The sequence below is a fragment of the Reichenbachiella agarivorans genome (genome assembly GCF_025502585.1).
In the GTDB taxonomy this organism is placed as follows: domain Bacteria; phylum Bacteroidota; class Bacteroidia; order Cytophagales; family Cyclobacteriaceae; genus Reichenbachiella; species Reichenbachiella agarivorans.
The window spans coordinates 1,750,361-1,762,500 of sequence record NZ_CP106679.1 but is presented as its reverse complement, the minus strand read 5'-3'; the positions used below and the strand labels follow the sequence as shown (position 1 = coordinate 1,762,500).

The 12,140-nt window shown below is 40.9% G+C and carries 15 protein-coding genes (1 of these 15 cut by a window edge); 3 read left to right on the top strand and 12 right to left on the bottom strand.

What is annotated here, in order from left to right:
- From recJ to N6H18_RS07385, 3 genes are all read left to right on the top strand, one after another.
- A protein-coding gene (recJ, locus tag N6H18_RS07395) for a single-stranded-DNA-specific exonuclease RecJ (RefSeq protein WP_262311202.1) crosses the window boundary here: on the top strand, positions 1-1,374 show its 3' portion. Its footprint begins 318 nt before the window's first position; 1,374 of the gene's 1,692 nt are visible here — the last part of the coding sequence; the start codon falls outside the window, past its left edge; it ends in the stop codon at positions 1,372-1,374.
- A gap of 63 nt (positions 1,375-1,437) precedes the next feature.
- Positions 1,438-2,169, top strand: coding sequence for an LPS export ABC transporter ATP-binding protein (gene lptB / locus N6H18_RS07390; protein ID WP_262311201.1), 732 nt, complete (start codon positions 1,438-1,440; stop codon positions 2,167-2,169).
- Positions 2,170-2,208: 39 nt separating this feature from the next.
- The gene (locus tag N6H18_RS07385; protein ID WP_262311593.1) at positions 2,209-3,696 is read left to right on the top strand and encodes a GH3 auxin-responsive promoter family protein; all 1,488 of its coding nucleotides are present in this window, start codon (positions 2,209-2,211) and stop codon (positions 3,694-3,696) included.
- A 6-nt stretch (positions 3,697-3,702) separates the two neighbouring features.
- Here the strand turns inward: N6H18_RS07385 and N6H18_RS07380 are convergent, their stop codons facing one another.
- The 12 genes from N6H18_RS07380 to N6H18_RS07325 all read right to left on the bottom strand — a co-directional run bounded on the left by N6H18_RS07380 (position 3,703) and on the right by N6H18_RS07325 (position 12,058).
- Complete coding sequence (locus N6H18_RS07380) at positions 3,703-4,326, bottom strand: class I SAM-dependent methyltransferase (RefSeq protein WP_262311200.1); 624 nt, start codon at positions 4,324-4,326, stop codon at positions 3,703-3,705.
- Complete coding sequence (locus N6H18_RS07375) at positions 4,323-5,159, bottom strand: UbiA family prenyltransferase (protein ID WP_262311199.1); 837 nt, start codon at positions 5,157-5,159, stop codon at positions 4,323-4,325. Before N6H18_RS07375 ends, N6H18_RS07380 begins: the two co-directional genes overlap by 4 nt.
- A 71-nt stretch (positions 5,160-5,230) precedes the next feature.
- Complete coding sequence (gene atpG / locus N6H18_RS07370) at positions 5,231-6,121, bottom strand: ATP synthase F1 subunit gamma (protein WP_262311198.1); 891 nt, start codon at positions 6,119-6,121, stop codon at positions 5,231-5,233.
- A gap of 9 nt (positions 6,122-6,130) precedes the next feature.
- Positions 6,131-7,714, bottom strand: coding sequence for a F0F1 ATP synthase subunit alpha (gene atpA / locus N6H18_RS07365; protein ID WP_262311197.1), 1,584 nt, complete (start codon positions 7,712-7,714; stop codon positions 6,131-6,133).
- A gap of 43 nt (positions 7,715-7,757) precedes the next feature.
- Positions 7,758-8,315, bottom strand: a complete 558-nt coding sequence (gene atpH, locus N6H18_RS07360) for an ATP synthase F1 subunit delta (RefSeq protein ID WP_262311196.1) — start codon at positions 8,313-8,315, stop codon at positions 7,758-7,760.
- A gap of 1 nt (position 8,316) precedes the next feature.
- On the bottom strand, positions 8,317-8,811 hold the full coding sequence (gene atpF / locus N6H18_RS07355) for a F0F1 ATP synthase subunit B (protein ID WP_262311195.1): 495 nt from the start codon (positions 8,809-8,811) through the stop codon (positions 8,317-8,319).
- 71 nt (positions 8,812-8,882) lie between these two features.
- Complete coding sequence (gene atpE / locus N6H18_RS07350; RefSeq protein ID WP_099600625.1) at positions 8,883-9,125, bottom strand: ATP synthase F0 subunit C; 243 nt, start codon at positions 9,123-9,125, stop codon at positions 8,883-8,885.
- A 30-nt stretch (positions 9,126-9,155) separates the two neighbouring features.
- Positions 9,156-10,175 (bottom strand): F0F1 ATP synthase subunit A, encoded by a 1,020-nt coding sequence (atpB, locus tag N6H18_RS07345; protein WP_262311194.1) that lies wholly within the window; start codon positions 10,173-10,175, stop codon positions 9,156-9,158.
- A gap of 6 nt (positions 10,176-10,181) precedes the next feature.
- Positions 10,182-10,517, bottom strand: coding sequence for a hypothetical protein (locus N6H18_RS07340; protein ID WP_262311193.1), 336 nt, complete (start codon positions 10,515-10,517; stop codon positions 10,182-10,184).
- Positions 10,518-10,560: 43 nt separating this feature from the next.
- Positions 10,561-10,800, bottom strand: a complete 240-nt coding sequence (locus tag N6H18_RS18730) for an AtpZ/AtpI family protein (RefSeq protein WP_262311192.1) — start codon at positions 10,798-10,800, stop codon at positions 10,561-10,563.
- Positions 10,754-11,176 (bottom strand): bactofilin family protein, encoded by a 423-nt coding sequence (locus N6H18_RS07330; RefSeq protein WP_262311191.1) that lies wholly within the window; start codon positions 11,174-11,176, stop codon positions 10,754-10,756. Before N6H18_RS07330 ends, N6H18_RS18730 begins: the two co-directional genes overlap by 47 nt.
- 12 nt (positions 11,177-11,188) lie before the next feature.
- Complete coding sequence (locus N6H18_RS07325) at positions 11,189-12,058, bottom strand: M23 family metallopeptidase (protein WP_262311190.1); 870 nt, start codon at positions 12,056-12,058, stop codon at positions 11,189-11,191.
- Positions 12,059-12,140: the final 82 nt, after the last annotated feature.

The following is a 12,140-nucleotide window of genomic DNA, read 5'->3' as shown; positions in this document are numbered from 1 at the left end:
TCCAACATCTTTACTTATATACCAGATCGCTACACCGAAGGCTATGGAGTATCTAAGAAAGGCATGCAGTGGGCCATTGATCACCATGTTGGACTGATCATTACACTGGACTGTGGTATCAGAGCTGTGGAGACCATCACCATGGCTGCCGACAATCATATTGACACGATTGTATGTGATCATCATTTGCCTGGTCCAATTCTTCCTCCAGCAGTAGCAATCCTTGACCCCAAGCAGCATGATTGCAGTTATCCATACAAAGAACTCTCGGGCTGTGGGATTGGATACAAACTGCTAGAAGGTTTTTGCGTCCAAAATGGGATAGATAATAGTCAATTGCTTCAATACTTAGATCTGGTTGCTGTGAGTATCGCATCCGATATCGTACCGATTACAGGAGAAAACAGAACGCTGGCCTATTTTGGATTGAAAAAACTCAATGCAGCACCACTTCCTGGATTGAATGCGCTGATCAAAAAAGGAGGGCTGCAAGCTCCTCTATCTATTTCCAATGTAGTATTTGGGATCGGCCCTCGAATCAATGCTGCTGGTAGAATCAGCCATGCTAACGCCGCACTCAACCTGCTGATCCAAGAATCCGAGCCAGAAGCCATCGTATTTGCCGAGAAACTGAATTTGGAAAACGAAGAAAGAAAATCATATGACGAGTCCATCACCAAAGAAGCCTTGTCATTGATTGCAGAAGATCAAAGTGATAAGCATACCACCGTACTATATAAGAAAACATGGCACAAGGGCATCATTGGTATAGTTGCCTCTCGCTGCATCGAACACTACTATAAACCCACCATCATCCTCACCGAATCAAATGAAATGATCACTGGCTCTGCCAGATCTGTAGATGACTTTGATATCTACTCAGCTATAGAAGCTTGTAGCGAACATTTGGAACAGTTTGGTGGACATAAATATGCTGCTGGATTGACGATGAAGAAGTCTAAGCTCAAGGAGTTCAAAATGCTATTCGAACAAAAAGTGAGTGAGTGCATCACTGAAGAACACAAAGTTCAAAAAATACATATTGACCTTGAGATTCATTTGAAAGACATCACGCCCAATTTCAACAACATCCTGAAACAAATGGGGCCGTTTGGTCCAGGTAACATGCAGCCAGTTTTCATCAGCAGAGGAGTTGAATTAAAAACCGAAGCAAGAATCCTAAAAGAAAAACATTTAAAATTAGCCGTGTTTCAAGGAGACAGTCAGGTGTTTGACGCGATTGGTTTTGGCATGAGCGACGCTACAGACAAAATAGGCGGCTTATTTGATCTGGTGTACACGATAGATGAAAACAACTTTAGAGGTGAGACCTCACTCCAACTGATGCTGAAAGACATCAGAGTTGCAGAATAGCTGACGGATTTAAAAATTTATCATTAAAATTGCCAAAAGACATCCTGCATCAATCCATCATACATGCAACTAAGGGCTGAAAATTTAATCAAGAAATACAAAAAACGCACGGTAGTAAAAGGTATCTCTGTGACCGTCAATCAAGGAGAAATCGTCGGTCTACTTGGACCCAATGGTGCGGGAAAAACCACCTCCTTCTATATGATCACTGGCCTGATCAAACCTAATGAAGGGCACATCTATCTGGATGATGAAGATATCACCGAACTGCCCATGTACAAAAGGGCAAAAAAAGGAGTCGGTTATTTGGCTCAAGAAGCCTCCATCTTCAGGAAACTCACAGTGGAAGAAAACATCCTCTCCGTCATGGAGATGAGAGATATTCCAAAACAACTACAAAAAGAAAAAGTTGAATACCTACTTGAAGAATTTAGTCTCACACATGTACGCAAAAACATGGGCGGAGTACTCTCTGGTGGTGAAAGAAGACGTACCGAAATCGCTCGTGCACTCGCTATTGACCCTAACTTTGTCTTACTAGATGAACCATTTGCCGGAGTAGATCCTATTGCAGTGGAAGAAATTCAAAGCATCGTAGCACAGCTGAAGAATAAAAACATTGGGATTCTCATAACCGACCACAACGTAAATGAAACTTTGTCTATCACGGACAGGGCATATCTGATGTTTGAAGGGAGTCTGCTAAAATCAGGAACTGCTGAAGACCTAGCTGCCGATGAGCAAGTACGTCGTGTATATCTAGGTCGAAATTTTGAACTGAAGCGAAAAATATAGCTTAGATTGGAAATACTAAACTCAATCCTCACCTGGGTGATGAAAAAGCGGATGCACCAAATCGAGCTTTTCATGAAATACCCTCACGAAGTTCAAGATGAGCTTCTGATCAAACTATTGCATACAGCCAAAAAAACAGAATTTGGTCTCAACTACGATTTTAAAAACATCAAGAATGTCGAGCAGTACCGCGCCGCTGTACCTGTCCGAACATATGAAAGCCTCTACCCATACATAGAACGTAGGATGAAAGGAGAGCAAAATCTGCTCTGGCCCACGGACGTCAAATGGTTTGCCAAGTCATCAGGTACCACCAATGCACGCAGCAAATTCATCCCAGTATCAAACGAAGCTTTGGAAGAGTGCCATTTCAAAGGAGGGAAGGATTTAATTTCTATCTATGTCAACAATTATCCTGACAGTAAAATGTTTTCAGGAAAGGGTTTGGCAATCGGAGGGAGCCACCAAGTGAACGAAATGGATCCCAAAGCAAACTCCTACTATGGAGATGTCTCGGCAGTGATAATGAAAAATTTACCTCTCTGGGCTCAACTCATTAGGACTCCTTCGCTAGATGTCGCTCTGATGGACAATTGGGAAGAAAAGATCGAAAAAATGGCACAGTCCACCCTCAATGAAAATGTAACCAGTATTTCTGGTGTGCCGACGTGGACCATTCTGCTCTTGCAGCGGCTTATGGAAATGAAAGGAGTCAAAGACATGACCGAAATCTGGCCCAACCTTGAGGTATTCTTTCATGGAGCGGTTTCTTTTACTCCCTACAGGCAATTATTCAAGCAACTCATACCGTCAACTGGTATGCGCTATGTGGAGACCTACAATGCTTCTGAAGGATTTTTTGGGATACAAGATCAAAAAGATTCTGACGAGTTGTTATTGATGCTTGACTATGGTATTTACTATGAATTCATTCCACACAAAGAGATTCAAGAAGAAAATCCAAGGGCCTTAGGTCTGAATGAAGTCAAAACTGGAGAAATCTACGCTATGTTGATCACGACCAATTCAGGATTGTGGCGATATAGCATCGGAGATACCATCAAATTCACTTCACTTAATCCATACCGAATCAAGATCGCAGGGAGAACCAAACATTTTATCAATGCCTTTGGCGAGGAATTGGTTGTTGAAAATGCCGAAACAGCCATCACCAAAGCATGCAAAGAGACGGATGCACTCATTGATAACTTCACTGCAGCACCGATACACTTCACTGACAAAAGCGAAGGTGGTCATGAATGGGTCATCGAATTCAAAAAAGAACCAAATGACCTCTCAAAATTTACCCAAATACTAGACGAAACACTCCGTTTGGTCAATTCTGACTATGATGCAAAGAGATACAAAGACATGGCACTCAAGATGCCTATCGTGCACATGGCTACCTGTGGGACATTCTATCAATGGATGAAAAACAGAGGAAAACTAGGTGGACAAAACAAAGTCCCTCGTCTGGCCAACACCAGAGAATACATTGATGATATTCTGGACATTATGAAAAAATAGAAGAGACTATTCTTTACCCACACGGTACAATGCTGAGAAAATAAATCCTCGATAAAATGTCATTTTTTGCTCTCGCACAAATCCAGATAGTGTGAGTTTCAAATCAATATCGAGGAGTCGTCTACTGTCTAATTGTGCTAGGAACCTGAAATACCAATGCATCAAAGCAGACAGCATACGCTGCCAAATGCTCTCATCTACAATTTGAAAATCTGAAACAACCAATTTGCCCTGTGGTGTCAGATGTTGACGAATTCGCTGAATGACATTATTAAGCATTTCGTCTTCAAAGAGATCCAAAAAAAAGTCACATATCACAACATCATACAATTCCTCCGTTTGAAACTTGAAATAATCCTCCAAGACAAAATCAACTCGATGGTTACCCAATTTTCTTTGTCGAGCAGATCTCATCATTTGATCAGATAGCTCCACATAAGTAATCTCCAATTCAGAATCTGTCTCAGCCAGATATTCTAAAATCCGCCCAGTTCCTCCTCCAAGTATCAACACACGACTCCAAGGGAGGATTTCTCCGATAAAAGACCTTTTAGCATAGTTGATTCGATCCGCAAAAACCAAACGCGCCAATGTATCATAAAAAGAAACTATGGAATTGAAATTAGTCAAAACAGAAACACGACCGAAGGAAAAAAGAAAATCATATCCCCTACCCAGCGATAATATTCATTGTGGTAAAACAAATTTCTTCGCAGGTATAACAAAAACAAAACTCCTATCATCACCAGTACCACACATTGAAAAACCAACCACATGGGATCCAAAGAGACCGCAAGACTCATTCCCAACAATACAAGCATGCCAACAAAACTGGTTCTAAGCATCTGTCTCAGGCGAGATTGCCCAAAGATAGTCGCCCAAGAGCTGAAACCATCGATTCGATCCTTTTCCTGTTCATACATCGAGAACAGCATCAGGTTGATCACGGCTAGAAACATAATTTCAAAAAACACCAACCAAGAGGCCTCACTCAGCACCAACCCGCACGAAAATGGACCAATGAAAACACCTACTGCATACAAAATAGAAATCAGGAACTCCTTGGCTATAAAAATTTTGAGCCACCAGGTCAACAATATGTAAAGACCAACCAACCCTGCCACTACTATACCATACACCAATGTGATTGCAGGTAGGAAAAATACCAAACCTAGACTAAACAAAGCCACAATCAGTAGTGCTATAAAAATCCTCGTGGCAAAACGATAATGAAATGCATGCCGTGGCATAGTAGGTGTTTGATTCAATTTTTTTGCATCCAGCAGATGGTCTAAAGTGTAAATCATCCAAACACACAAAAACAAAGCAGCAGATACCGCCCAGGGCAATTCTACCTCAAACAAAACGGCTACTGCGTTGGACAATACAGCTGCACTCAAGGCTATGTCCAGTGAGAGCCAAGTGACAACCTGAAATGTTCTTTTGATCCAATGTCCTGTCATATCAACTGTAACAAAAAACCCTGACGATGTGTATCGTCAGGGTTATCAATCTATCGAATATTCTTCAATTCTTAGTTGTCTGCCAAAGCTTCCGCACCACCTACGATCTCTAAGATCTCTTTGGTAATTGCAGCCTGACGTGTTCTGTTATAAGTCAATTTCAAAGCCTTCAACAATTCGCCAGCATTATCAGTCGCTTGACCCATGGCGGTCATTCGAGCGCCATGTTCAGAGGCATTTGATTCCAAAACTGCCTTATAAAACTGTATTTTCAAGGATTTTGGGATCAATTCACTCACCACATACTCCGCAGATGGTTCGAAGATATAATCTCTGCTTTTATTTGTCGCATCAGTCTTCACAGGAGCCACAGATTCGATTGGAAGAAACTCTTCCGTTCTTACTACCTGAGTCGCTACGTTCTTGAATTCATTGTAGACAATTTCTACTTTATCGTATTTACCGTCCTTAAATGACTTCATGACATACTCCGCAGCTTCTCTGGCTACATCAAATGATAGCTCCTGAAACATGTTGCAATAGTCACCTATTACCTGATACTTTCTTTTTGAAAAGAAATCAAATGACTTTTTACCGATAGGAAGGATGAACACACCATCGTGCTTCTGCTCATAGGAATATTTCTCCTTGATCACATTGGCAGTTGCCTTGAACACGTTGTTGTTGAAAGCACCACACAATCCTCTATCAGAAGACACAACAACCAACAGTACCTTCTCTACCTCTCGCTTCTCGCCATATACGTTCTCGATTTCACCACCTAGTGTGGATGAAACATTCTGTAGAATGCCTGTCAGTTTTTGTGAATAAGGTCTCAACTGCGTGATACGGTCTTGCGCACGTTTCAACTTTGCAGCAGCCACCATTTTCATAGCGCTCGTTATCTGCTGAGTTGATTTTACAGATTGAATCCTATTCTTTACTTCCTTTAAATTAGCCATTTCAGCTTATTATTTTACTTCAAAATTCTTAGCTACCTCTTTTGCAATTGTTCCGATCTTACCAGTCAATTCGTCATCGAATTTACCAGCAGCCAATTGAGCAATCAGATCAGCATGTTGTGATTTCATCAATGTCGAAAACTCCTTTTGGAAGGCTCTTGCCTTGTTTACAGGAACCTTGTCCATAAAACCTTTGGTAGAAACGTAGATCATCGCAACCTGCTCACCTACTGGAATCGGAGAGTATTGTGCTTGTTTCAAAATCTCTTGGTTTTTCTGACCTCTTTCGATTGTCAACCTAGTAGCTGCATCCAGATCAGACCCAAACTTGGCAAATGCCTCTAGTTCTCTGAACTGTGCTTGGTCCAATTTCAAAGTACCTGCTACTTTCTTCATTGATTTGATCTGAGCTGATCCCCCCACCCTAGATACCGAGATACCTACGTTGATCGCTGGTCTGATACCAGAGTTAAATAAGTTGGTCTCCAAGAATATCTGACCATCTGTGATAGAAATCACGTTGGTTGGGATATAAGCAGAAACGTCACCAGCTGCTGTTTCAATGATCGGAAGTGCCGTCAAAGAGCCTCCTCCCTTTACTTTTCCTTTCAATGACTCTGGCAAGTCATTCATTTCTTGCGCTATATTGTCATTGTTGTTGATCTTGGCAGCTCTCTCCAACAATCTTGAGTGAAGATAGAATACATCACCTGGATATGCCTCACGTCCTGGAGGTCTTCTCAATAGAAGAGAAACCTCACGGTATGCGACCGCTTGTTTAGACAAATCATCATACACTACCAATGCAGGACGTCCAGTATCTCTGAAGTACTCACCAATAGCAGCACCTGTAAATGGTGCAAAGAATTGCATAGGAGCTGGATCAGATGCAGATGCTGACACCACTACGGTATATGCCATCGCTCCCGCTTTTTCCAAAGCACTCACGATACCTGCTACTGTTGACGCCTTTTGTCCAATGGCAACATAAATACAAAATACGGGAGCACCGTTTTCATAAAATTCCTTCTGGTTGATGATCGTATCGATCGCTACCGCAGTTTTACCTGTTTGACGGTCGCCGATGATCAACTCTCTTTGGCCTCTACCAATTGGAATCATCGAATCTATCGATGTGATCCCCGTTTGCAAAGGCTCGTTGACAGGCTGTCTGTAGATTACTCCTGGAGCTCTTCTTTCCAATGGCATTTCGAATAATTCACCTGCGATTGGGCCTTTTCCATCAATTGGATTTCCTAGCGTATCTACTACTCTACCACACAAGCCATCACCTGCCTGAATCGAAGCAATTCTTTTCGTTCTTTTGACTGTATCGCCTTCTTTTACAGCTGACGACTCACCCAAGAGCACTGCTCCGACATTGTCCTCTTCCAAGTTCAATACCATAGCCTTGAGTCCGTTTTCGAACTCCAAAAGCTCACCTGATTGTGCTTTAGTCAAACCGTAGATTCGAGCCACCCCGTCACCAATCTGTAGTACAGTTCCAATTTCTTCGAGTTCAGCTTCTGTTCTGAAATTTGAGAGTTGTTCTCTCAATATTGCTGATACTTCGTCTGGTCTTACATCTGCCATTGTATAAATAAGTTTATTATTCTTCTATTCTATTAGAGCCCGATCAGGCTTGACTTACAAAATTTCTTTCTTTGAACTTTAATTTCAGTTCTCTCAGCTTGCTGCTGATGCTGTCATCGATTTGTCTATCGCCAATCTTCAAAACAAATCCACCGATCAATTCTGGATTAATTACTTCTGTCAAAATCACCTCTTTGTTAGTGATTTTCTTAACGATCTCAGCCACATCCTTTCTGGTTTCTGCTGAAATAGGAGCCACCGTAGTAATAGTCGATTCCACGATTCCTTTGTACTCGTTGTACTGAGTCACGAAAGCTTTCGCTATCTCTACCAAATACTTTTCTCTTTGTTTTTTGGTGATAATCTCGAAAAATGAAAGTGTCAGTGCATTGACTTTCCCTTCAAATATCAATCTCAAAACTGATAATTTCTTGCCATGAGTGATGACGGGGTTCTTCACCATCAACACCAACTCTCTGCTAGACTTGCATACCTCCAAGAATGATTGCATATCCTTGGTTATTTCTTCCAACAGACCTTTCTCTACAGAGAGATCAAGAAGAGACTTGGCATATCTAGTGGCTATCCTGAACTCTGACATATTAGCTTACTTTTATGTCTTTAATCAATTCTTTAACTAGCGTTTCTTGCGCGTTTTTATCCTCAAGACTTTTTCTCAAAATCTTTTCAGCAATATCTATGGATAGAGTAGAAACCAAATCTTTTACCTCAGTCAAAGCAGCATTTTTCTCAGTAGCGATGACCGCTCTTGCATCCTCGGTCATTTTGGCCGTGATCTTAGCAGTTTCTTCTTTTGCTGATTCTTTGATTTGCTTTGCGGCTTCATTGGCAGCAGCCAAAATTTTATCTCTTTCAATTCTAGCCTCTTGAAGCAAATATTCATTGTCAGCTTTGAGTTGAGCGATTTCCTTTTTGGCATTTTCTGCTGATTCTAATGAGTCAGCAATAAAGCCCTCACGTGCTCTCAATGCGTCTGAGATCGGTCTCCACACGAATGCAGCCAACAGACCCAATACGATCAAGAATGTAATCGTTTGCCAAAAAATTAAGCCTATACCTGGAGTAACTAATTCCATTTCTTTATATCTAATTTGATGAATTTAAAATTGAAAGACTTCCCGACTATCTCGGGAAGTCTTAATGCTTTTTACTTAAACGATATGAGTAGACAAACTACCACACCGAAAAGAGCAACACCTTCAATAAGAGCAGCTGCAATAATCATTGCAGTTTGGATCTTACCTCCAGCTTCTGGCTGTCTTGCGATTGATTCCATAGCAGAACCACCGATTTTACCAATTCCTAATCCTGCGCCTATCGCAACAAGACCAGCACCGATACCAGCACCCATTATTGCTAAGCTCATGTCCATTAACAAACTTGCTAACATAGTATTTATATTTAATTAAACGTTCAAATTCTAGTGATGACCCTCTTCTACAGCTGACCCGAAATACATGGCACTAAGCAATGTAAACACGTAGGCTTGTAGCAAGGCAACAAACAACTCCAAGAAATTCATGAATAGCGCAAAGGCAACACTCACAGGTGCCACAGCATAGCTCTCAAATATGAAAATCAAGCTAAACAAACTCAAAATGATGATATGCCCTGCCGTAATATTGGCAAACAATCTGACCATCAATGAGAACGGCTTGGTCAAAATCCCCACCAATTCGATAGGTATCAAGATGATCAATACTGGCCATGGCACACCAGGAGTTGCAAAAATGTGCTTCCAGTAATATTTTTTGGTACTGAATAGTGTGACTATCAATACAATACATGCCAATACAAAAGTAACAGAAATGTTACCTGTCAAGTTGGCTCCACCTGGCATCAATCCCAAAAGATTGTTGAACCAAATGAAGAAAAACAAGGTCAACAGGAATGGCAAGAATCTCTTGTGTTGCTTCTCCCCGATATTAGGGATAGCAATTTCGTCTCTGATAAAAATGATAATAGGCTCGAAGAATGACTGGATGCCTTTTGGTGCTTTCTTTGGATTCTTGTAGCCACGAGCCACCGCCAGAAACACTACAATAAGCAAAAATGCACTTAGGAAAAGAGATGCTACATTTTTGGTAATCGAAAAATCCAATGGGTGACTTCCATCCAGTGCAGCAATATGTCCATGCTCCAATTTGTAACCATTGTACTCAACCAAATTGTGCGCCTCGTCGTAGAAGTTTTTTGAGGAAAAAATTTCCAAGCCGTGATCTGTAAATAAAATAACTGGGAGATAAACGGTACCATAATGTCCGTCAAAGAAATGCCAAATGTAATCGTCACCGATGTGGTGAGTGATCATCGCTCCAGGATCAAAAGCCCCTCCTTCTGCAGCATCAGATGCAAATGCGCTCGTACTTGTAACAAATACCAATACAAAAGCTATCGCTTTGATTTTTAACTGCTTACAAACAGTAATAATATTCCTCATTTACCCTTACTTCAAATTTGAGCGCAAGTTAGACAATACACTAGTGATTTCAAAAACTAAGTAGCACAAATAGACCACCGCAAAGTTGATAATGAAGAGACTCTTGTCTACTACACCTATCAACACGACAATCACCATCGCCGCGATGGCAATCAACAACCTCGAAGTGACCCCAGCTAATAGGATCAAGGTCAAATCCATCTCCAAATGACGCTCAGCCAAATGAGAAAGTACATGTAAGCTAATGCTTACCAACCAATAAAAGCCTACGATCCAAATAATGTATGGATGAAGGATATCAGCTGTCACTACTCTGCCCAGTAAGTACTGTATCAAAAGCATAAAAGCGGAAAAAATTGAAATCCTAATGAGTCCTTTGATCATGTCAATCTTTGGGTAGTTTTTTTATTAGATAGATTAAAGATGAGACCACTCCCACCAAAGAGAGCACTGCGGTAAATACAGGGTATTCCATCGAGAATACTTCATCGAGTTTGTATCCTCCCCACACACCTAATAATATAAAGGCTAGCATTTCGAATGCTAGCCCAGAAAATTTTAAATAGTTAAAGCCCTTCTTATTCGGCTTTCCTGATTCTCGAAATTTCTTCGGGTTGATCTCCAATTTTGATTTCTTTAATAGTCACACCCATTTTGCAGCCTCCATTGAATGTGGCTCCAGATTCTACGATCAATTTGTTCGTAATAATATCCCCATTGATTACCGCTGAAGGCTTCAAGATGAGCAACTCTGACACTTCTACTCTACCAGTCACATGTCCAGCTATTTCAGCATTTTGTGCCAAAATATTGCCTTCAATATAAGATGAGTGTCCACAGGCAGCTTTTGACTTGGTCTTCATATTACCAACAATCTTGCCCTCTACGCGAATATTGCCGTAAGTCTCAATGTCACCGGTCATTACAGTGCCCTTTCCGATGATATTACTAGAATTACTCAGTTCTTCTACGTCTTTCATTTCTTGCTTATTTTTGAACATAACAGTTGAATTTTAAAATCTAATGAACTCCTCTGGATCAATAGGATTCCCATCATACCACAACTCAAAATGTAGATGTGGTCCAGAGGTGAGCTCGCCCGTATTACCTATAATAGAAATAACTTCCCCCGCTGTGACAAAATTACCAACCTTTTTGAATAATTCCGAATTGTGCTTGTAGAAGGAAATCAAATTGCCTCTGTGCTGTATAGCAATGACATAGCCAGAGTCCTGAGTCCAGGATGAAAACACGACTGTACCGTCTGCCACTGCTTTGATTGGCTCATCTTGACGAGCTACTATATCTATTGCCAAGTGATCTCTATGCGGATCAAATCCGTCAGACACGATTCCTTCGACAGGTTTGAATAGGTAAAACTCCTGTAACTCTTGGGACAGTGCAGATTCAGAATATTGTAAATCTACGCCCTTGTTTTCGAACTCCCTACGAAATTCCGAATCTATAGGGTTGATTTCCTCCTCCGACTGGACAATTTCTTTGATTTCATTTGAGCCAATATTCTCTGACCCTTCGACCTGTTCATACTCGCCATCCTTACCCGAAATGATCATCTTGAAATTGTTGATAAATTGCTCCTTTTTATCCACTTCATACACCAAAGAATCTACCTTGGCAGACAAGGAAATCACATCTCTTGTGGCCTTGAGCTGCGCATAGCGTGGATCAAACCACTCTTCCAAAAGTGTCGTGGTGAGATAAAAACTAAGAGCCGTCAGCGACATGAAAATCAACACCAAAAAAAGAATAATCTTGGCATAGGTAAACGAGTACGTTGTTTTTTCCGCAAAATTTTCCTCATTGCGAATAATCAATAGATACTTCGTGGTGAGGCGATTTGATAAGGTTTTTTTGTTTTCCAATGAGACGTACTTCTTATTTGCGGTAAAAATATATATTAATGGATATTAACTTATGCAATATTGTATTAATTGCGGAGTATCT

What these genes read in the sequence shown, in the direction of transcription:
- N6H18_RS07330 (WP_262311191.1), bottom strand. Translation starts at nt 11,176, where the DNA reads ATGTTCAAAAATAAGCAAGAAATGAAAGACGTAGAAGAACTGAGTAAT.
- N6H18_RS07385 (WP_262311593.1), top strand. Translation starts at nt 2,209, where the DNA reads ATGAAAAAGCGGATGCACCAAATCGAGCTTTTCATGAAATACCCTCAC.
- atpF (WP_262311195.1), bottom strand. Translation starts at nt 8,811, where the DNA reads ATGGAATTAGTTACTCCAGGTATAGGCTTAATTTTTTGGCAAACGATT.
- N6H18_RS07340 (WP_262311193.1), bottom strand. Translation starts at nt 10,517, where the DNA reads ATGCTTTTGATACAGTACTTACTGGGCAGAGTAGTGACAGCTGATATC.
- atpH (WP_262311196.1), bottom strand. Translation starts at nt 8,315, where the DNA reads ATGTCAGAGTTCAGGATAGCCACTAGATATGCCAAGTCTCTTCTTGAT.
- N6H18_RS07375 (WP_262311199.1), bottom strand. Translation starts at nt 5,159, where the DNA reads ATGACAGGACATTGGATCAAAAGAACATTTCAGGTTGTCACTTGGCTC.
- atpA (WP_262311197.1), bottom strand. Translation starts at nt 7,714, where the DNA reads ATGGCAGATGTAAGACCAGACGAAGTATCAGCAATATTGAGAGAACAA.
- atpG (WP_262311198.1), bottom strand. Translation starts at nt 6,121, where the DNA reads ATGGCTAATTTAAAGGAAGTAAAGAATAGGATTCAATCTGTAAAATCA.
- atpE (WP_099600625.1), bottom strand. Translation starts at nt 9,125, where the DNA reads ATGTTAGCAAGTTTGTTAATGGACATGAGCTTAGCAATAATGGGTGCT.
- atpB (WP_262311194.1), bottom strand. Translation starts at nt 10,175, where the DNA reads ATGAGGAATATTATTACTGTTTGTAAGCAGTTAAAAATCAAAGCGATA.
- lptB (WP_262311201.1), top strand. Translation starts at nt 1,438, where the DNA reads ATGCAACTAAGGGCTGAAAATTTAATCAAGAAATACAAAAAACGCACG.